This is a genomic window from Flavobacterium sp. ZE23DGlu08 (assembly GCF_030505335.1).
Taxonomy (GTDB): domain Bacteria; phylum Bacteroidota; class Bacteroidia; order Flavobacteriales; family Flavobacteriaceae; genus Flavobacterium; species Flavobacterium algoritolerans.
This window is the reverse complement of the sequence record NZ_CP130045.1, coordinates 18,792-37,722: the sequence shown is the minus strand read 5'-3', so window position 1 is coordinate 37,722 and position 18,931 is coordinate 18,792. Positions and strand designations below refer to the sequence as shown.

The 18,931-nt window shown below is 33.7% G+C and carries 19 protein-coding genes; 15 read left to right on the top strand and 4 right to left on the bottom strand.

The annotated features are described in order from the left end of the window. Nucleotides 1-80: 80 nt before the first annotated feature. The 3 genes from Q1W72_RS00185 to Q1W72_RS00175 all read right to left on the bottom strand — a co-directional run bounded on the left by Q1W72_RS00185 (nucleotide 81) and on the right by Q1W72_RS00175 (nucleotide 3,747). Nucleotides 81-1,418: a DEAD/DEAH box helicase gene (locus tag Q1W72_RS00185; protein WP_099715540.1), complete on the bottom strand. Its 1,338-nt coding sequence runs from the start codon at nucleotides 1,416-1,418 to the stop codon at nucleotides 81-83. Nucleotides 1,419-1,568: 150 nt separating this feature from the next. Beyond that, entirely contained in the window at nucleotides 1,569-3,113 is a 1,545-nt protein-coding gene (locus Q1W72_RS00180) for a DEAD/DEAH box helicase (protein WP_099715539.1), read from the bottom strand. A 106-nt stretch (nucleotides 3,114-3,219) separates the two neighbouring features. Then, nucleotides 3,220-3,747, bottom strand: coding sequence for a DUF6155 family protein (locus tag Q1W72_RS00175; protein WP_099715538.1), 528 nt, complete (start codon nucleotides 3,745-3,747; stop codon nucleotides 3,220-3,222). A 102-nt stretch (nucleotides 3,748-3,849) separates the two neighbouring features. Between Q1W72_RS00175 and Q1W72_RS00170 the strand changes: the two genes are divergently transcribed. From Q1W72_RS00170 to Q1W72_RS00160, 3 genes are read left to right on the top strand one after another with little or no spacing between them, the layout of a single operon-like run. Next, nucleotides 3,850-4,128, top strand: coding sequence for a DUF3817 domain-containing protein (locus Q1W72_RS00170; protein WP_099715537.1), 279 nt, complete (start codon nucleotides 3,850-3,852; stop codon nucleotides 4,126-4,128). After that, nucleotides 4,121-5,377, top strand: a complete 1,257-nt coding sequence (locus Q1W72_RS00165; protein WP_099715536.1) for a mechanosensitive ion channel family protein — start codon at nucleotides 4,121-4,123, stop codon at nucleotides 5,375-5,377. The genes Q1W72_RS00170 and Q1W72_RS00165 overlap by 8 nt, the downstream gene beginning before the upstream one ends. A gap of 26 nt (nucleotides 5,378-5,403) precedes the next feature. Then, complete coding sequence (locus Q1W72_RS00160) at nucleotides 5,404-5,796, top strand: ACT domain-containing protein (RefSeq protein WP_099715535.1); 393 nt, start codon at nucleotides 5,404-5,406, stop codon at nucleotides 5,794-5,796. A gap of 21 nt (nucleotides 5,797-5,817) precedes the next feature. On the opposite strand, the gene Q1W72_RS00155 is transcribed toward Q1W72_RS00160, so the two are convergent. Next, nucleotides 5,818-6,201 (bottom strand): acyl-CoA thioesterase, encoded by a 384-nt coding sequence (locus Q1W72_RS00155; RefSeq protein WP_099715534.1) that lies wholly within the window; start codon nucleotides 6,199-6,201, stop codon nucleotides 5,818-5,820. A 68-nt stretch (nucleotides 6,202-6,269) separates the two neighbouring features. Between Q1W72_RS00155 and Q1W72_RS00150 the strand changes: the two genes are divergently transcribed. The 12 genes from Q1W72_RS00150 (at nucleotide 6,270) to Q1W72_RS00095 (ending at nucleotide 18,920) form a co-directional block, all read left to right on the top strand. Continuing rightward, nucleotides 6,270-6,671, top strand: a complete 402-nt coding sequence (locus Q1W72_RS00150) for a glyoxalase (RefSeq protein WP_099715533.1) — start codon at nucleotides 6,270-6,272, stop codon at nucleotides 6,669-6,671. A 212-nt stretch (nucleotides 6,672-6,883) separates the two neighbouring features. Next, the gene (locus tag Q1W72_RS00145) at nucleotides 6,884-7,597 is read left to right on the top strand and encodes an esterase family protein (protein WP_099715532.1); all 714 of its coding nucleotides are present in this window, start codon (nucleotides 6,884-6,886) and stop codon (nucleotides 7,595-7,597) included. An 18-nt stretch (nucleotides 7,598-7,615) separates the two neighbouring features. Beyond that, nucleotides 7,616-8,563: a RimK family alpha-L-glutamate ligase gene (locus Q1W72_RS00140; protein ID WP_121342036.1), complete on the top strand. Its 948-nt coding sequence runs from the start codon at nucleotides 7,616-7,618 to the stop codon at nucleotides 8,561-8,563. 150 nt (nucleotides 8,564-8,713) lie between these two features. Beyond that, nucleotides 8,714-9,820: a carboxylate-amine ligase gene (locus tag Q1W72_RS00135; protein WP_099715530.1), complete on the top strand. Its 1,107-nt coding sequence runs from the start codon at nucleotides 8,714-8,716 to the stop codon at nucleotides 9,818-9,820. A 40-nt stretch (nucleotides 9,821-9,860) separates the two neighbouring features. Further along, a complete protein-coding gene (locus tag Q1W72_RS00130; protein WP_302136637.1) occupies nucleotides 9,861-10,691 on the top strand; it encodes a type 1 glutamine amidotransferase in 831 nt (276 codons plus the stop codon). A gap of 15 nt (nucleotides 10,692-10,706) precedes the next feature. After that, on the top strand, nucleotides 10,707-11,897 hold the full coding sequence (locus Q1W72_RS00125) for a hypothetical protein (protein WP_099715528.1): 1,191 nt from the start codon (nucleotides 10,707-10,709) through the stop codon (nucleotides 11,895-11,897). Between the two features lie 479 nt (nucleotides 11,898-12,376). Then, on the top strand, nucleotides 12,377-12,940 hold the full coding sequence (locus tag Q1W72_RS00120) for a gluconate 2-dehydrogenase subunit 3 family protein (protein ID WP_099715527.1): 564 nt from the start codon (nucleotides 12,377-12,379) through the stop codon (nucleotides 12,938-12,940). A 54-nt stretch (nucleotides 12,941-12,994) separates the two neighbouring features. Beyond that, nucleotides 12,995-14,698, top strand: coding sequence for a GMC oxidoreductase (locus Q1W72_RS00115; RefSeq protein ID WP_099715526.1), 1,704 nt, complete (start codon nucleotides 12,995-12,997; stop codon nucleotides 14,696-14,698). Between the two features lie 10 nt (nucleotides 14,699-14,708). Continuing rightward, nucleotides 14,709-15,872 carry a Gfo/Idh/MocA family protein gene (locus Q1W72_RS00110; RefSeq protein ID WP_233206903.1) on the top strand — a complete coding sequence of 388 codons (1,164 nt, stop codon included), beginning with the start codon at nucleotides 14,709-14,711 and terminating at the stop codon, nucleotides 15,870-15,872. 39 nt (nucleotides 15,873-15,911) lie between these two features. Further along, nucleotides 15,912-16,964: a sugar phosphate isomerase/epimerase gene (locus Q1W72_RS00105; RefSeq protein ID WP_099715524.1), complete on the top strand. Its 1,053-nt coding sequence runs from the start codon at nucleotides 15,912-15,914 to the stop codon at nucleotides 16,962-16,964. Nucleotides 16,965-16,977: 13 nt separating this feature from the next. Further along, entirely contained in the window at nucleotides 16,978-17,358 is a 381-nt protein-coding gene (locus Q1W72_RS00100) for a c-type cytochrome (protein WP_233206902.1), read from the top strand. Between the two features lie 104 nt (nucleotides 17,359-17,462). After that, nucleotides 17,463-18,920, top strand: a complete 1,458-nt coding sequence (locus Q1W72_RS00095; RefSeq protein WP_099715523.1) for a Gfo/Idh/MocA family protein — start codon at nucleotides 17,463-17,465, stop codon at nucleotides 18,918-18,920. The last annotated feature ends 11 nt before the right edge of the window (nucleotides 18,921-18,931 follow it).

Genomic DNA, 18,931 nt, shown 5'->3' with positions numbered 1-18,931 from the left:
TAAAATTAAAAAAGCATCCATAAATATACGTTATTTATGGATGCTGATAAAATATTAAATATTAAAAAAACTTTAAATGTTTAGTTCTTTTTTAGTCTTTTAACGGGTTTTTCTAAAGGTTCATTCTTGTTTTGAAGGATGTAATTTGCCAACAATTTTTCAATTAATTCATCTTTAGTCAAATGATGAAAAACCGTTTTTATTTTTTCTTTTAATTCTGGAGCGACATCATGATTGGGTTTTGTCTTGAAAATTTGCTTCGCCCATAATAACGTGTTATTTTCTTCAATGCTGGCAACAGTTGGTTTCTTGAATTGAGTAAATTTAATTCCTAATTCTTTTTCGAAATCAGCAATTTCCACTACTTCTTCCGGTTGTAAAACCGTCAAAGAAAGCCCCTTTGCTCCTGCTCTTGCCGTTCTTCCGCTACGATGTACATATGCTTCGTAAACATCCGGCAAATGATAATTAACTACATAAGAGATTTCTTTTACGTCAATTCCTCTTGCCGCTAAATCCGTCGCTACCAATATATTGATATGTCCTTCACGGAATTGCTCCATGATTCTGTCTCGAATTCCTTGTGATAAACTTCCGTGCAATGCGCCCGAAGAAAATCGGTTGATGGCTAAGTTTTTAGCTAATTTGTTGACTGCAGCTTTCGTTTTGCAAAAGATAATTCCGCGTTCTCCTTCTTTAGAATTCAAGAAATGCATTAAAACATCCAGTTTTTCAATAGGATCCACCACAATGTATTCATGGTCAATTCCTTGATTTCCTATTGTTTCCATGTTGGCACTAACTTGCACCACATTTTTATTTAAATAGTTCTGAATTAATTGCTTAATGGCTCCTGGCATGGTTGCCGAGAATAAAAAAGTATTGTGAGTTTTAGGTAATTCCGCTACAATTTCATCTAAACTTTCTTTTAGAATAGTTACCATTTCATCGGCTTCATCGAGCACAAGGAATTTGGTTTCTTTTAAGTTTATTGCTTTGCGCTGAATCAAATCAATTAATCTTCCCGGAGTTGCCACAACAATATGTGTAGGTGTTGTAAGTCTTTCGATTTGTGGTTTGATTGGAATTCCTCCACAAGTTGCTGCAATAGAAACTTGAGGTAAATATTTAGCAAAATCTTCTAAGTTTCTAAAAATCTGGTGGCCTAATTCACGTGTTGGAACCAAAACAACAGCTTGTACAACAGGTAAATTAGTATCTATTAATTGTAAAATAGGCAATCCAAAAGCTGCCGTTTTACCTGTGCCTGTTTTAGCAAGTCCAACCAAATCCGTAGTATTTGATAAAAGTAACGGAATTGTTTTTTGCTGAATTTCTGTTGGTACAACAATTTTCAATTCGGTAATCGCTTTTAATATGGGTGCTGAAATTCCTAAATCAGAGAATTGTTTTGGCATTTTTTTGGATTTTATATTTTATAAAAAATAGTTGTTTTGTAAACGTAATTTTTAGCCCCGATGGAAACGGCATCCTGTTGTGGTCTCGTTTTTTTAAGAGACCACAACAGATATAGTGTACAGCGGGATTAGCTCCTTGAAAAATAAATATTAATCTTCATCCGGTTCGTTCATGATTTTCTCACGATATTTTTTCCCGGTTAACAATACCAGTTTCAATTTGTAATCGTCAACAAGCCACTCGCGGTAATTTTTACTGCACTGACTCAAACATTTTGAATAGCGCTTGATGCGGCAATCGATATCATCATCTAACAGTTTTCCTAATGCTTTTGCTTCCTGCAGGGTTTCAGAATTATCAACACACATGGCAGCGTGCTGTTCCAATGATTTTTCCAGTACTTCTTTGGAACGTAAATTTTGTTTGATGATGAGTTTGTGTTCTTCATCGACATCAAAAGTTACGACTTCGGTTTTACTGAATTTAGCGCGTACATCAGGCGGCATACTGTATTTAAAATACAATTCGATTTCTGTATCATCACGTAAATTCTCTAAATAAAACTCCGGTGATTTAAAGATGTGTTGCCAGTTTACCGGCTCACTCCACAAGCCAAATCGTGCTGCATTATTACCTAAATCGATAACGCTAAAAGTATCTTTATTAGGAAGTTTTCTGGAACCACGACCAATCATTTGGTAATATAAGGTCAATGATTTTGTCGCTCTGTTCAGAATAATGGTTTCTACAGTAGGTTCATCAAAACCGGTGGTAAGAATCCCAACCGATGTTAAAATTGCATCCGGCGTATGCTTAAACCAATGTAAAATATCTTTTCTTTCCTCGTTATTACTGGTGTTGTCTAAGTGACGAATCGCATAACCGGCTTCTCTAAATGTTTCATACACATATAATGATGTATTGATTCCATTATTGAAAATTAAGGTTTTCTTGCCTAAAGATTTCTCGGTATAGGCATGCAATAATTTTTCCTGCATCGCCATATTGGTATATAAATCATCAGATGATTTAACGGTGTAATCCCCATTGATACCGACTTTTAAAGAAGTCAAACCGACATCATAACTATACGTGACTGCTTTGGCCAAAAATCCATTTGCAATCAAAGAACTAATGGTGTCCCCTACGATTAATTCATCATAGCTTTCATGCATTGGTAATTTAATATTCGAACTTAAAGGTGTTGCGGTAACGCCTAATATGAATGCATTTTTGAAAGAGCTTAATAATTTTCTGAAGGAATTATAATGCGCCTCATCGATGATTACCAATCCTACATTATCTAAATGTAATTTTTCGTCATTGATACGGTTTTTCAAAGTTTCGACCATGGCCACAAAACAAGAATAATCGTTTTGGTCCGGAAGTTCTTTTACTTTACTGTTGATGATTTTGTTTTTTACATCAAAACCCTTCAACATTTTTGAAGTTTGCTTACACAACTCAATTCGGTGTGTTAAAACAACTACTTTTTTATCGTGTTGTGATAAATAACGGCGTACTATTTCTGAAAAAACCACAGTTTTCCCACCACCAGTAGGCAGTTGATATAACAAATGGTGTTGTGGAGGTGCATTATCTATGCGTTCAAATATGGCATCAATATCGCCTTGTTGATACGCATAAAGTTCTTTTTTGTCTTCGATTTCTATTTCTAAAGTGTTTTGGGACATTGCTTATTGTTGGATTTTTGCAAAAATACACCTAAAAAACAGTTTAATTGTCAATTTTAATTAAAAAAAACAGGATTGATTAAATAAAATTGAATTATACAACCGCTCAATATTCAAATCGCTCTATTATAGCATTAAACTCCGGTTCGTTGAACCACTTTTGTTCTATTGTTTCCGTATGAATTCCTATTATTCTTGTTTTGAAATCATTGAGTATTCCATTTGCAATCAAGAAAATAACGGCTTGCTCAAAAGAATTGAACATACTTTTAAAAAATAAGTCTTGCTTTACGATGTGTTCAGAGGAGAATGTTTGTGCAATTTCGATGTTATAGAGCATTACATCTGCAATTATGAATGGATCTACACCCAAAAGTGTAAAATGCTTGATGTATTTTTGGGCAACGGAACGCCTCAGTTTTGGTTTACTGCGTCTTCCTGCCTTTTTTAAAGGGTAATATTCATTCGAAATTTTGAGCTTGCATTCCTGCAAAAGCGTTTCTTCCTTTGGATTAAAAACAAAATTATAATAGACTTTTACGGGGCTGAATTTCTCGTACAATTCAATAATTTGTTCTTCGAGTTGCTCCTTATTAAGTTCGGCTAAATATTTTTTTAAATCGCGTTTGCTCATTATCAAAGTTTAAGAATACAAAAGTAATTTACTTTAGGAAGGAATGCATCGAAAATCAATGATAATACTTAATTTTGTCAATTATCACTTAAAATAAAATAAATGCTTAAGATTTTTAAGGTTACAGCAATAGTAGAAGGTATATCTGCCTTATTGTTATTTTTCTTTGCTATGCCAATGAAATACATTTTTAATGACCCTATTTATGTCAAACACATTGGAATGGCTCACGGCGTATTATTTACTGCCTACATTATTTTGGCAACAATTTTAAAGTTTAGTGAAAAGTGGGATTTAAAAAAGTATTTTATCATTTGTATTGCGTCAATTCCTCCTTTTGGGACTTTTTACATAGAAAGAAAATACTTGAAAAATGTATAAATTAATAGAAAAAATATTCAATTTTCTATATCCTATATTCAGAAAATGGGGATTAGGCAGCAGTTTTGCTTCTTACCTGAGTCTGTTTATAAATATTGCTATACTTTGCGTATTGGCATATGCTATTTATGTAGTCTTTCGTCTTATTTTGGTAACGATTATGGCGGTAATCGCCCAGAAAACTAAAACCAAATTTGATGATTTATTAGTATCTAATAAAACGGCTAAATACATCGCACATTTAATTCCGCTGTTGTTTATTTATAAATCGGTTCCAATCATTCTGGAACGCTATGAATATTGGGAAGGCGTTTTTGGAAAACTTGTTGGGATTTATATTGTATTGCTTGTTTTATGGATTATCCGAACTATTTTCAATGCATTACGAGATTATTTAAAGCTAAAACCAAGATACAGCGATAAACCTATTGACAGTTTTATTCAAGTAATCATGATTGTTCTTTGGGCTGTTGGGATTACAGTGATTATTTCCAAATTATTTGATATTGATCAAAAAGAGCTTTTAACCATTTTGGGAGCTGTTTCTGCGGTTATAATTTTGATTTTCAGAGATACAATTTTAGGTTTTGTATCCAGCGTTCAAGTATCTATAAATGATATGGTTCGAATTGGCGACTGGATTACGATGGATAAATTTGGTGCCGATGGAGATGTAATTGAAATCAATTTAGCAACAGTGAAAGTTCGAAATTTTGACAATACAACCACCACAATTCCTACATACAGTTTAAGCTCCGATTCGTTTCAAAACTGGCGCGGAATGCTGAATTCAGATGGAAGACGTATCAAAAGACACATTCTTATTAAAACGAGCAGCATCCGATTTTTGGAAGAAGCAGAATTGAGTGACCTGAAGAAAATACATCTTATATCAGATTATATTGACACTCGAAAATTAGAAATAGACGAATATAATTCTAGCCATAAAATTGATAAATCAATTGCGATTAACGGACGAAATTTGACTAATTTAGGTTTGTTTAGAAAATATATTACAGAATATTTATTCAATTATCCGGGATTAAATAAGGATATGTTGATGCTTTGTCGTCAATTACAATCTACTTCACACGGAGTTCCTCTCGAGGTTTATGCCTTTTCACATGACAAGCGATTTGAAAATTACGAGTACATCATGTCGGATATATTTGATCATATTATTGCTTCTGTAAAATATTTTGATTTGGAAATTTTTGAAACGGTATCCGAAAATGATTTCAAAGTATAAAAAAATTAAATGCATTCTACATTAAAATGAGCGGAGAAAAAGACTTAGAGAAGTTGCTTAAAACAATGAAACCGGAACATATTTTAGGAGAATATGTTTTTTGTGTGGTTCATGATTTGGCAAATCTAAATCTTAACGATATCATTATGACATTCAAAGAGCAGGAAGGTACTACCATAGTGATCAAGAAGGAATTTGCCGATAGTCTAAAATTAGAATATTCTTTTATTGCTTCTTGGGTTACTTTAACAGTTCATTCTTCACTGGAAGCTGTTGGATTAACCGCAGCTTTTTCTAATGCTCTTTCGCAGGAAGGAATAAGTTGTAATGTGGTAGCCGCTTTTTATCACGACCATATTTTTGTAGATAAAAAAGACACTGATAAAACAATGGAAATCCTTAATCGATTTTCAAATTAAAAGCGAAAATATCAAATTTAATTACAAACGATTCTTAACAAATTCAATTTCGGTTTTTCCGTGTGCTTTTGGTTTTCCGTTACCATCTAAATTTACCATTGTAGTGTGATCTATCGTGATAATTGTTTCGCGTGTCATCATATTTCTAGCTTCACATTTTAGGGTTAGCGAAGTATTTCCAAATTTTAAAACATCAATACCAATTTCTATAATATCACCTTGTTTTGCTGAGCTTCTGAAGTTGATTTCCGACATGTGTTTGGTTACAATTCTGGTATTTTCTAATTGAATAATGGTGTATAATGCCAATTCTTCATCAATCCAAGCCAATAATTTACCTCCAAATAATGTTCCGTTAGGGTTTAGATCTTCTGGTTTTACCCATTTCCTAGTATGAAATCGCATAATTTTTCTTTATATCTGCAAAAATAAACTTTTCTTATGGCTATTTTCTTTATTTTTAAAGAAAAAAAATGAGCGAACGTGATACTTTTTTAAAAGAATTCAGAGGACAAACAATAGGCTCCGTAACCAATCAATCTTCAACCGAAGAATCATTTCAAAATGAAGTACTTAGACCTATTTTAAAACTACAAAACGATTTGTTTATAGCTTCATTTATTAATTACGTAGCAAAAAACAAAGCAGACTTTTATAGCTACACCGTTGAAAAAAAATTATCGGTTATAGAAAATGCTATCCAAAAAGACATCAAGTTTAGAAATGCTTTAAAAGGAATGATAATCGCATTATTCACTTTGGATGAATATGCCGTTTATATAAAAAACTCGTCAAATATCAATAAAAGAATGATGAGCATGTTAATTGAAAGACTAAAAAGTCAAGTCCAATTGTTTGAATTAAAGGAAAACTAAAAAAAGGAATCTTGATTTTTTTAGTTTTAGAAATATGTTAAAAGGAATTGATTTGTTGTTTATAATTTAAAAAACAGCGACATATTCATTCAAATTTTACAATTAAATTACAATTTGACAATCGTAATGTTTTATACAATAAATCTTAATTAAGCATAAATATTTATGTTATTTGCACGAATTTTTTCATTATAATTGTTGAAAATAAAGTTATGAAGGAAGAATATTTTAAATGGCATTCACCCAATCTTAACAGGGATATTGAAATGTTAGTTTTTGGACACGCAGGATATCCTATTATTTTATTTCCCACTTCTATGGGCAGTTACCATGAAAATAAGGATATGGGATTGATTGATTCCGCAAGATGGTACATCGATCAGGGTTTAATCCAAATATTTTGCCCGGACAGCATTGACAAAGAGAGTTTTTACAATAAAAATATTCATCCCATACATCGCATAGAAAATAATGTGAGATATGATAAAATGATTTGTCACGAAATAGTTGAAAAGGTAAAGAATAATACTTCCTCAGGAAAAGTTGTTATGGCAGGTTGTAGTTTTGGCGGGTATCATGCGGCCAATTTTGCGTTTCGACATCCAGGATATGTTAGTCATGTATTTTCGATGAGCGGTGCTTTCAATATTAAAAGTTTTATGGATGGTTTTCACAATGATGATGTGTTCTACAACAGTCCTGAAGATTATTTATACGGACTAGATGATTATGAATTATGGAATATGGATATCGTTTTAGGGACTTCTAACTGGGATATTTGTTTTGATGCTAATCTAAAATTAAGCAAAGTGCTGAGTGACAGGAATATTCATCATTGGTTGGATATTCGTCAGGAACGCAAGCACGACTGGCCTGTTTGGAAAGAAATGTTTCCACATTATTTATCAAGAATTAAATTTTTTTAAAATTATAAACGTATCAAGATGAAAAAAATCGGAATTTTATTTGGAATGGAAGACACCTTTCCGCAAGCATTTATTGATCGTGTCAATTCAAAAAATGAAAAAGGAATCATTGCCGAAGCTGTTGCTATTGATAAAGTGGTTCAAAATCAAGACGGTGAATATGCAGTAATTATTGACCGAATTTCACAAGATGTCCCTTTTTATCGTGCTTACTTAAAAAATGCCGCTTTAACAGGAACCAATGTAATTAACAATCCTTTTTGGTGGAGTGCTGATGATAAGTTTTTTAATAATGCTTTGGCAGATACGCTTGGAGTTCCGTTGCCAAATACGGTGATTCTTCCTTCAGCTGAACATCCTACTGATACAACTGGAAAATCATTCCGAAATTTAAAATACCCAATGGATTGGGAAGGAATCTTTGACTACATTGGATTTCCGGCTTACATGAAACCGTACGCTGGCGGAGGTTGGAAAAATGTATACCGATTAGAAAACAAAGAAGAGTTTTGGGAAAAACATCAGGAAACAGGACAGTTAGTAATGATGTTACAAGAAGAAATTGTTTTTACGGAGTATTTCAGAGTGTATTGTTTGGGCTGCAAAGCCGTTCGAATTATGCAATACGAGCCTAGAAATCCACATCATTTGCGCTATGTAATTGATGGACCTCCAGTAGATAAAAAGTTATTGGCAACTATAAAAGACTACACTTTGCGTCTTTGTAAAGGTTTAGGATATGACTTTAATACGGTTGAATTCGCAGTTCGTGACGGAATTCCATATGCGATTGATTTTGGAAATCCTGCACCTGATGCCGAGTTGACTTCGGTGGGTGCTGAAAACTTTGAATGGGTAGTTGAAGAAGCTGCTAAAATGGCTATTGCTGCTGCAAAAAAACAAAAACCAGGAAAGATAAATTTAACTTGGGGAACTTTTATAAAAGATGCCGCTGCCGGGAAATAAGATGCTATAGATTGTCGAATGCCCTAGTCCTGATTAAAGTGAAAATCATTTTTTGTTCTGAACTTTTTCAGGACAAAAAATGATTGAAACGGAAAGTGGACACGAGCGAAGCGAACTGACGGAGTAAATAGCTCCTAAAAAAATAAATTAATGAAAAAATTACCTGTTTTTACACTTGGTGTAGAAGAAGAATATCAAATTATTGATCCTGAAACGAGAGATTTACGCTCGCATTTGTCAAAAATTGTGGATGGTGCCAAAATAATTTTAAATGAGCAAGTTAAGGCCGAAATGCACCAATCAGTGGTGGAAGTTGGTACTAATATTTGCCATAGCGTTAATGATGCCAAAAATGAGATTCGGTTTTTGCGTTCAAAAATCGTTGAATTAGCGGATAAACAAGATCTTATCGTTGGTGGTGCGGGGACACATCCATTTTCAAAATGGCAGGATCAACCCATAACTGACGATCCCAGATACCACGATATTGTTAATGAATTACAAGATGCGGCACGTTCTAATTTGATTTTTGGAATGCATTGTCACGTAGGTATTGAAAACCGTGAAATTGGTTTGCAATTGATGAATCAAGCGACTTATTTTCTGCCTCACATATTTGCGCTTTCGACAAATTCCCCTTTTTGGGAAGGTAGAAAAACAGGCTATAAGTCGTTTAGAACTAAGGTTTTTGACAAGTTTCCAAGAACTGGATTACCGGAATATTTTGATTCTGTAAGTTCGTACGAAAACTATTTAGATACTTTGGTAAAAACAAATTGTATCGATAATCCAAAGAAAATTTGGTGGGATTTACGTTTACATCCTTTTTATAACACGATAGAATTTAGGATTTGTGACATGTGTTTAACAGTTGATGAAACCATTTGCATAGTAGCTATTATTCAAGCAATTGTGGCTAAACTCTACAAATTGAACATGAACAATACGAGTTTCAATATTTATCGATTGGCGTTGATTAAGGAGAATAAATTTCGTGCTGCCCGCTATGGAATCGATAATAATATGATTGATTTTGGACTTCAAAAAGAAGTGGAAACTAAAATGCTCATCTTAGAATTATTAGATTTCATTGACGATGTTGTTGATGAACTGGGAAGTCGTGAGGATATTAATTATGTTCATGAAATTTTGAAAAATGGAACCGGAGCTGACAAACAATTAACTGTTTTTGAAGAAACAGGTGATCTTTGCAAAGTGGTGGACTTTATAACTGGCGAATTTACAAAGGGATTGTAAAATATAAATTATCTTTGCGCATCGTTTTTTAAAAATAGTTATGTCGAATAAAATTATAAAAATAGCGCTTTTAGATATGTACAAAGGGGAACCTAATCAGGGGATGCGTTGTATAATTGATGTTGTAAACAGGTTCAGTCCTGTAGTTAGTTTTGAAATATTCGATGTTCGGGTAAAATGTGAATTACCGGATATTAAAGAATTTGATATTTATATTTCTACCGGTGGTCCAGGGAATCCATTAATTGGAGATGGAAATTGGGATGTGAAATATTATGCGTTTATCGATTCGTTGAACAAATGGAATAGTGAAAATGCGGTTAAAAAGCATGTACTGTTCATTTGTCATTCTTTTCAAATGGCTTGCTTGCATTTTGGGTTGGCCACGGTTACCCGAAGAAATGATACTTCTTTTGGTGTAATGACCATTCATAAAACCAAAGAAGGAGTTACAGATCCTTTATTTGAAGGAGTTACAGATCCTTTTTACGCAATTGATTCCAGAGATTATCAAGTAGTACAGCCTAAGCTTAGTGTTTTTGCCAAAAAAGGCGCAAAAATTATTTCGTTGGAGAAAATTAGAGACCATGTTCAATACGAGCGTGCTATCATGGCGGTTCGTTTTACAGACTATTTTGTAGGTACTCAATTTCATCCCGAAGCAGATCCAATTAGCTTTGTCTCTCATTTAAGAAACAAACAGGCAAAAGAAAAAATTAGAGCTATGAAAGGAAAAAGGAAGTTTAGAAATATGTTGGAAGATTTATTAGATGATGATAAAATATACCGAACAAATGAAACCTTGATTCCAAACTTTCTAAGAACTGCTATTAATGACTTGATGAAAACAAAGAAAATGCTTTCTAATTAATAAATTCATTTCGAGATGATTTCAAAATATCGGGAGTTATTTAATGCTCAATTTACAGAAAAGAAATATCAGGAATTTAAAGATGATATTGCTTCCGATTTTAATTATATGCCTACATTCCGTTTAGGTGAAACGCCTTTTTTTATTTCGAAAGAGCTTAAAAACCAATTGATTGAAGGTTGTAATGAAGTTATTTCTTTTATTCAAAAAGAAGACTTTAAGTTATTAACTGATAAGTCGTTAGAACTAAATCATAAAGTTCCAAATGAGGATGATCACACCACTTTTTTAGCAATTGATTTCGGGATTTGTGAAGAAGACGGAGCTGTTATTCCAAAACTTATTGAAGTGCAAGGATTTCCTTCTTTGTATAATTATCAGATTAATTTGTATGACAAATTCAAGAATCATTATCCATTCCTCAATGAGTTAACCCCATTTATCAATAACATTGAACCTCAGGAATATCTGGATATTTTGGAAGAAGCGATTTGCAATAACCATCCAAAAGAAAATGTTATTCTCCTTGAAATTGAACCCGAAAAACAAAATACAAAGATTGACTTTTATTATTGCCGAAGAGATATTGGCATACCGATAGTTTGCGTTACTGAACTCATAAAGAAAGGCAAACAACTGTTCTATAAAAATGAAAAAGGCGATGAAATTCTTGTAAAAAGAATCTATAATAGGGTTATTTTTGATGAATTGGATTTGCGAACCGATTTGAAATTAAACTTTCATTTCTCTGATGAACTTGATGTGGAATGGGCTGGACATCCCAACTGGTTTTTTCGAATCAGTAAATTTATTTTACCATTCTTAAAAGGGAAATATTTCATCGAAACAACTTTATTAAGTGAGCTCAAAGAAATCCCACAAGATTTAGAAAATTATGTTCTAAAACCACTCTTTTCCTTCTCAGGAACAGGAGTTATTTTTCATGTAATAAAAGAGGATATTGAAGCAGTTGTCGAAAAAGAACTTTATATTCTTCAAAAAAAGGTAAACTATCTTCCTATTGTACAATCTCCTGATGGGAAAGTAAAAGCCGAAGTTCGGGTGCTTTGTGTTTGGAAGAATGAAGATGCCGCACCTACTCTATTGTGCAACTTGGTACGATTGAGTCGTGGCGAAATGATAGGCGTAAAATTCAATAAAGATAAAGATTGGGTGGGCGGAACACTTGGATTATTTGAGAGGTAATTATTCATATTGTCAAGCTTAAAGTCTTAGGACTTATATTTCAGTTTAGATTCTCATTCACCTATTTATTTTATTCAAAACAAAGACTTTTATATCTAATTTTATTACCATAATTTAGTTGAGCTAATTAAAATTCATTTTTAAGTTTAATTTTTGGTAATAATGTCATTTTAACGCATTGAAATTCGTTAAAATGGAAATTGATTAAAATTTTATAAGTTAAAACTGATTAAATTAAACTAAAAACAGCAAAAAAAGGGATTTCTACCCCTACTTAATTTTTAAAAATATATTTTTTTTCTTGTTTTAACAGATTACAGATAGTGTTTAATGAATTTTTTAAAGCGATTCCCTTAATAATTTGAAAAAAATGGAATTATTCAATAAATTAACATAAAAAAAATTAAGCTATTTTTTTTTCTTTATTATTGTAAGGTTATAATAATTTAAGAATAATAAACAATTTTAATAATTAACAAATGAATAGAAGAGAAGCACTTAAAAGCGTTGCGTTTTTGATGGGAAGCGCAATCTCAGCAACTACTATGGGCGTTTTATTTGAAAGTTTTACTTTGCCTGAAAAAGAAAAAAATCGAGTATTTTTTTCCGCTTCGGATGAGGAGGTTTTAGCTGAATTTGCCGATATAATTATACCGACGACAGCATCTTCACCAGGAGCTAAAGCAGCAGGACTTGGCGCTTTTATTCCTATGATGATTAGAGATTGTTATCCAGCACAAATGCAAGAGATTTTTGCTTCAGGAATGAAAGAAATGCAAGCAAAATGCTTGAAAGATTTCAATAAAGATTTCTTGGCTATGTCTATTGAAGAACGTCAGAAATTGATGGGAGCTTTAAAAGATGAAACAATTGCTAATGGAAAAGCACCATCTTTCTTTTTGATTGCAAGAGATTTGACTCTTCTGGGGTATTACTCTTCAGAAATAGGATGTACACAAGCACGTGAATACCTTCCTGTTCCTGGTAGATACGATGGAAGTGCTGATTACAAACCTGGACAAAAAGGTTGGGCTACCAACTAATTGTTATTGGAACCTTTTGTCTTAAACTATTTTATTAAATAAAAAATACTACACGTGAATATAAATACGAATTTAAAAGAGGAAAATACATATGATGCTATTGTAATAGGATCAGGAATTAGTGGTGGTTGGGCAGCAAAAGAACTTACTGAAAAAGGTTTAAAAGTTTTAATGTTAGAGCGCGGTATGAACATTGAGCATGTTAAAGATTATGAATCTGCAATGAAAGCTCCGTGGGAATTTGAGCATGCCGGTAAACTTACCGAAGAACAAAAAAGAACACATCCGGTACAAACACGTGATTATCCCTATAATGAAGCTACTGAAAAATGGTGGGTTAATGACTTGGAATGCCCGTATACAGAAGACAAACGTTTTGACTGGTACAGAGGATTTCATGTGGGAGGAAAATCTTTAATGTGGGGTCGTCAAAGTTACCGTTTCAGTGACCATAATTTTGAAGATAATGCCAAAGATGGTCATGGTAATGACTGGCCTATCCGTTATAAAGATCTTACAAAATGGTATGATTATGTAGAGAAATTTGCAGGAATCAGTGGTCAAGCAGAAAATTGGCCTCTTTTACCAGATGGTAAATTTTTGCCTCCAATGGATTTAAACTGTGTAGAAAAATCAGTTAAGGAAAGATTAGAAAAGCATTATAACAGAACACGTATTTTAACTATTGGTCGTACGGCTAACTTAACAGTACCTCATAAAGGTCGTGGAAGTTGTCAATATAGAAATTTATGTAGTCGTGGTTGCCCGTTTGGTGCTTATTTCAGCACGCAATCATCTACATTGCCTGCTGCTATGGCTACAAAGAGATTAACAGTAAGACCCTACTCTATTGTGAATCATATCATTTATGATAAAGACACAAAAAAGGCAAAAGGTGTAATGGTAATTGATGCAGAAACAAATGAAACTATGGAGTTTTATGCTAAAATTGTTTTTGTAAATGGTTCAACTTTAGGATCAACATTCATCTTATTGAATTCAACTTCAGAAGCGCATCCAAATGGGATGGGTAATGCTAGTGGACAATTGGGACATAATTTAATGGATCATCATTTCCGTTGTGGTGCTGAAGGAACTGCTGAAGGTTTTGAAGATAAATACACGTACGGAAGAAGAGCAAATGGTATTTATATTCCAAGATACCAAAATGTAGGTGGTGATAAACGTGATTATTTAAGAGGTTTCGGTTATCAAGGAGGTGCTAGCAGAGGATTATGGCATAAAGAAGTTGCTGAATTGGCTTTTGGTGGTGATTTCAAAGATACCATGTCTTTACCAGCAGATTCTTGGAGCATGGGATTAGGTGGATTTGGAGAAATGTTACCTTATTATGAAAACAAAGTATATATCGATCACAACAAAAAAGACAAATGGGGACAACCTGTTTTAGCTATTGATTGCGAATACAAAGAGAATGAAGCTAAAATGCGTGAAGACATGATGAATGATGCTGCTGAAATGCTCGAAGCTTCTGGAATCAAAAATGTAAAAACATACGATAACGATTGTTATCCTGGAATGGCTATACATGAAATGGGTACTGCAAGAATGGGTAATGACCCTAAAGATTCAGTTTTAAATAAATGGAATCAAATGCATGAAGTAAGTAATGTATTTGTTACCGATGGTTCTTGTATGCCTTCTATCGCTTGTCAAAATCCATCATTAACATTTATGGCTTTAACGGCACGTGCTTGTGATTATGCAGTAAAAGAATTAAAAAAAGGAAATATTTAGGTTCATCATTATGAGAAAATTAAGAATGGGTATGGTCGGTGGTGGCCAAGATGCCTTTATAGGTGCAATTCACCGCTTAGCCGCCAATATGGATGGACTAATTGAATTAAGTTGTGGAGCTTTAAGTATAAACCCAGAAACAGCAATAGCATCTGGTAAAGCTTTGTTTCTTCCGGAATCAAGAACGTATTTAACGTATGACGAAATGATTAAAGCTGAAGCGGCATTACCTGCTGACGAAAGAATCGATTTTGTTACTATTGTTACTCCAAATTTTGCACATTTTGCACCTGCTATGATGGCTTTGGAACATGGTTTCAACGTAGTAATTGAAAAACCAATGACTTTTTCATTGGAGGAAGCAAAACTATTGAAACAAAAAGTAGAAGAGACAGGACTAATACTTTGTTTAACACATACCTACTCCGGTTATCCAATGGTTAAACAAGCGAAAGCTATGGTTAGTGAGGGAAAACTGGGTAAGATTAGAAAAGTCGTGGTAGAATATCCTCAAGGATGGTTAAGTAAACTATCAGAAAGAGAAGGAAATGCACAAGCTGCTTGGAGAACTGATCCTAAAAAATCAGGAAAAAGTTCTGTAATGGGTGACATTGGAACTCATGCATCACATTTAGCGGAATATATTACCGGAGCTAAAATTACTGATGTTTGTGCAGAATTAAACACACTTGTTGAAGGCCGTATTATGGATGATGATGGCGCTGTATTGTTGAAGTTTGACAATGGCGCAAAAGGAGTTTTAATTGCATCTCAAGTTGCTGCTGGCGAAGAAAACGCTTTAAAAATTAGAGTTTATGGAGAAAAAGGTGGAATCGAATGGTTCCAACACGACCCAAATACTTTAATGGTTAGATGGTTAGATGAACCAGCGCAGATTTTAAGAGCGGGATCTAATTATGGAGCACATTTATCTTCATTTGCTACCCATAATTGTCGTACTCCTGGCGGGCATCCAGAAGGTTATTTAGAAGCATTTGCTAATATTTACCGCAACTTTGCCTTAACGCTTGGTTGTAAGTTAGATGGTATAGAGCCTACGCCTGAAATGTTAGACTTTCCTTCTGTTGAAGATGGATTAAGAGGAATGGCATTTATTGATAACGTAGTAGCATCATCACAATCTGATAAAAAATGGACTCCTTACGTTTTGTAATAAAATAGGAATTCATAAAAGTTTTAGACAAAATATAATATGACAACAATACAAGGCCCCGCAGTATTTTTAGCCCAATTTATCAGTAATGAAGCTCCTTTTAATTCCTTAGACGGAATTTGTAAATGGGCTGCTGATTTAGGTTTTAAAGGTATTCAAATGCCAACATTAGATACTCGATTCATTGATTTGCAAAAGGCTGCAGAAAGTAAAACCTATGCAGAAGAACTTAAAGGTACAATTGCTTCTTACGGATTAGAAATCACAGAATTATCAACTCACTTACAAGGTCAATTAGTTGCGGTTCATCCTGCATACGATGATTTTTTTGATGCTTTTGCCCCTGTAAATGTGCATGGTAATTCTAAAGCCAGACAAGAATGGGCAGTGCAACAATTGAAATATGCTGCAAAAGCATCCCAAAATTTAGGTTTAAATGCACATGCAACTTTTAGTGGTTCTTTGCTTTGGCAATATTTTCACCCTTGGCCACAAAGGCCTCCCGGCTTAGTTGAAGACGGTTTTGCCGAATTAGCAAAACGTTGGTTGCCAATTTTAAATGAGTTTGATCAAAATGGGATCGATCTTTGCTATGAAATTCATCCAGGAGAAGATTTATTTGATGGGGAAACCTATGAAATGTTTTTGAAGGCTGTAAATAACCATTCAAGAGCTTGTTTACTTTACGATCCGTCACATTTTGTATTGCAGCAGTTAGACTACATTCAATATATTGATTTCTATCACGAAAGGATTAAAGCTTTTCACGTGAAAGATGCCGAGTTTAACCCTACAGGAAAACAAGGAACTTTTGGTGGATATCAAAGTTGGGTAAATCGTGCGGGACGTTATCGTTCTCCTGGGGATGGTCAAATTGATTTTAAAACTATTTTCAGCAAACTGGCACAATATGATTTCAAAGGTTGGGCAGTTATGGAATGGGAATGTTGCATTAAAAATCAAGAAGATGGAGCACGTGAAGGTGCTGAATTTATAAAAAATCATATTATAAAAGTTACCGATAAAGCATTTGATGATTTTGCTGCGGTAGAAACAAATAAAGCTTTTAACAGAAAAAACTTAGGATTATAAAACTTAAATAGAAATGAAAATGAAATTAAAATATTTGCTTTTTGGGGTTGCTTTAATTAGCTTAACCTCATTTTCTAATGATAATTTAGATACAAAATATATTAAAGCCACTAAAAAATCAAACGCAATTTTTCAAACATCTGATGGAGAAAAATTAATTGCAAAATCTGATTGTGTTGGATGTCATAAATTAGACAAAAAACTTATAGGTCCCTCCTATTTAGATATTGCAAAAAAATATCCTTCTAATGAAAAAAATGTTGCTTATTTATCCGGTAAAATTATAAAAGGAGGTTCTGGAGTTTGGGGAACTATACCGATGGCCGCTCATACATCTCTTAAAAAGGATGATGCAAAATCAATGGCTAAATATATTTTATCCTTAAAAAAATAATTCCAAAGGTGCTTTTCAGTATTCTAAATAACTTTAGAATATTGAAAAGCACTTCATTTATTAAGCTATTTTATTACTATTAACTATAACCGTATTAAAAATAAATGAAACAAAAAGAAGAAGAGAATAAAATCACAAACAACCGTCGTGATTTCATAAAAACAACAGCTATAGCGGCAGCAGCCTTTATGATTGTTCCTCGTCATGTTTTAGGAAGAGGATTCGTAGCACCAAGTGATCGTTTATCAATAGCCAGTATTGGTGTTGGTGGAAAAGGAAAATCTGATATTGCTATGTTTGCCAGCAGTGGAAAAGCTGATATTTCATTTTTATGTGATGTAGATACCAGAAGAGCCGCTGCAAGTGTAAATGCATTTCCTAAAGCTAAATTTTATAAAGATTGGCGCGAAATGTTAGACAAAGAACATAAAAATTTCGATGCAGTTTCAGTTTCTACTCCAGATCATAATCATGCTATTCAAGCGCTTGCGGCTATGCAATTAGGGAAACATGTATATGTTCAAAAACCTATGGCTCATGATATTTATGAAGCTCGTATTTTGACCCAAGCTGCCAAAAAATATAAAGTGGTTACCCAAATGGGAAATCAAGGTTCCTCAAATGATGGAACCAGAATAATGAAAGAATGGTATGAAGCTGGTTTAATTGGTGATGTTCACACTATTCATGCTTGGACAGACCGTCCGGTTTGGCCTCAAGGTATTCCTTGGTCTGCCAATAAAGCGGATATTCCAAAAGAATTAGATTGGGATTTATGGTTGGGTACAGCTCCTCACAAAGAGTATGTAAATAAATTAGTGCCGTTCAACTGGCGCGGTTGGTGGGATTACGGAACAGGAGCATTAGGAGATATGGGATGCCATTTATTGGAAGCCCCTTTTAGTGTATTGAACTTAAAATATGCTAAAGATGTTCAATGCAGTGTTGGTTCTGTTTATGTAGATGAATTTCAAAGAGGGTATTTCCCAGAGAGTTGTCCTCCTTCAAGTCACGTTACATTAACCTTTCCAAAAACTGAAAAAACAAATGGTGACATAGCGGTACACTGGATGGATGGAGGAATCCAACCTGAAAGACCTACTGAACTAGGTCCGAATGAAATTTTTGGAGACGGTGGAAATGGAACATTATTTACTGGTACAAAAGGAAAAATGATGTGTGATACGTACGGTTTAAATCCTCGTTTACTTCCTCTTAGTAAAAATGAAAATTTAAAAGTAGCTCAAAAATATGCCAGAGTAAAAGATGGTGCCGATGGGCACTACAAACAATGGGTTGAAGCTGCAATTGCAGGTTATGGAAAAAAAGAATTAAGTTCTCCTTTTGAAATTGCAGGTCCTCTAACAGAAGCTTTATTGATGGCAAATCTTGCTATCAGAGGGTATGATGTGATGAGAGAAGAGCTTGGAGAAGAAGTGTATCCAGGACGTTCCGCAAAATTATTATGGGATAATGATGCTATGAAAATTACCAACTTTGATGAAGTTAATCAATTTGTAAAACGTGATTATCGCCAAGGTTGGAAAGCTTTAACTTTATAAACAAGATTAAT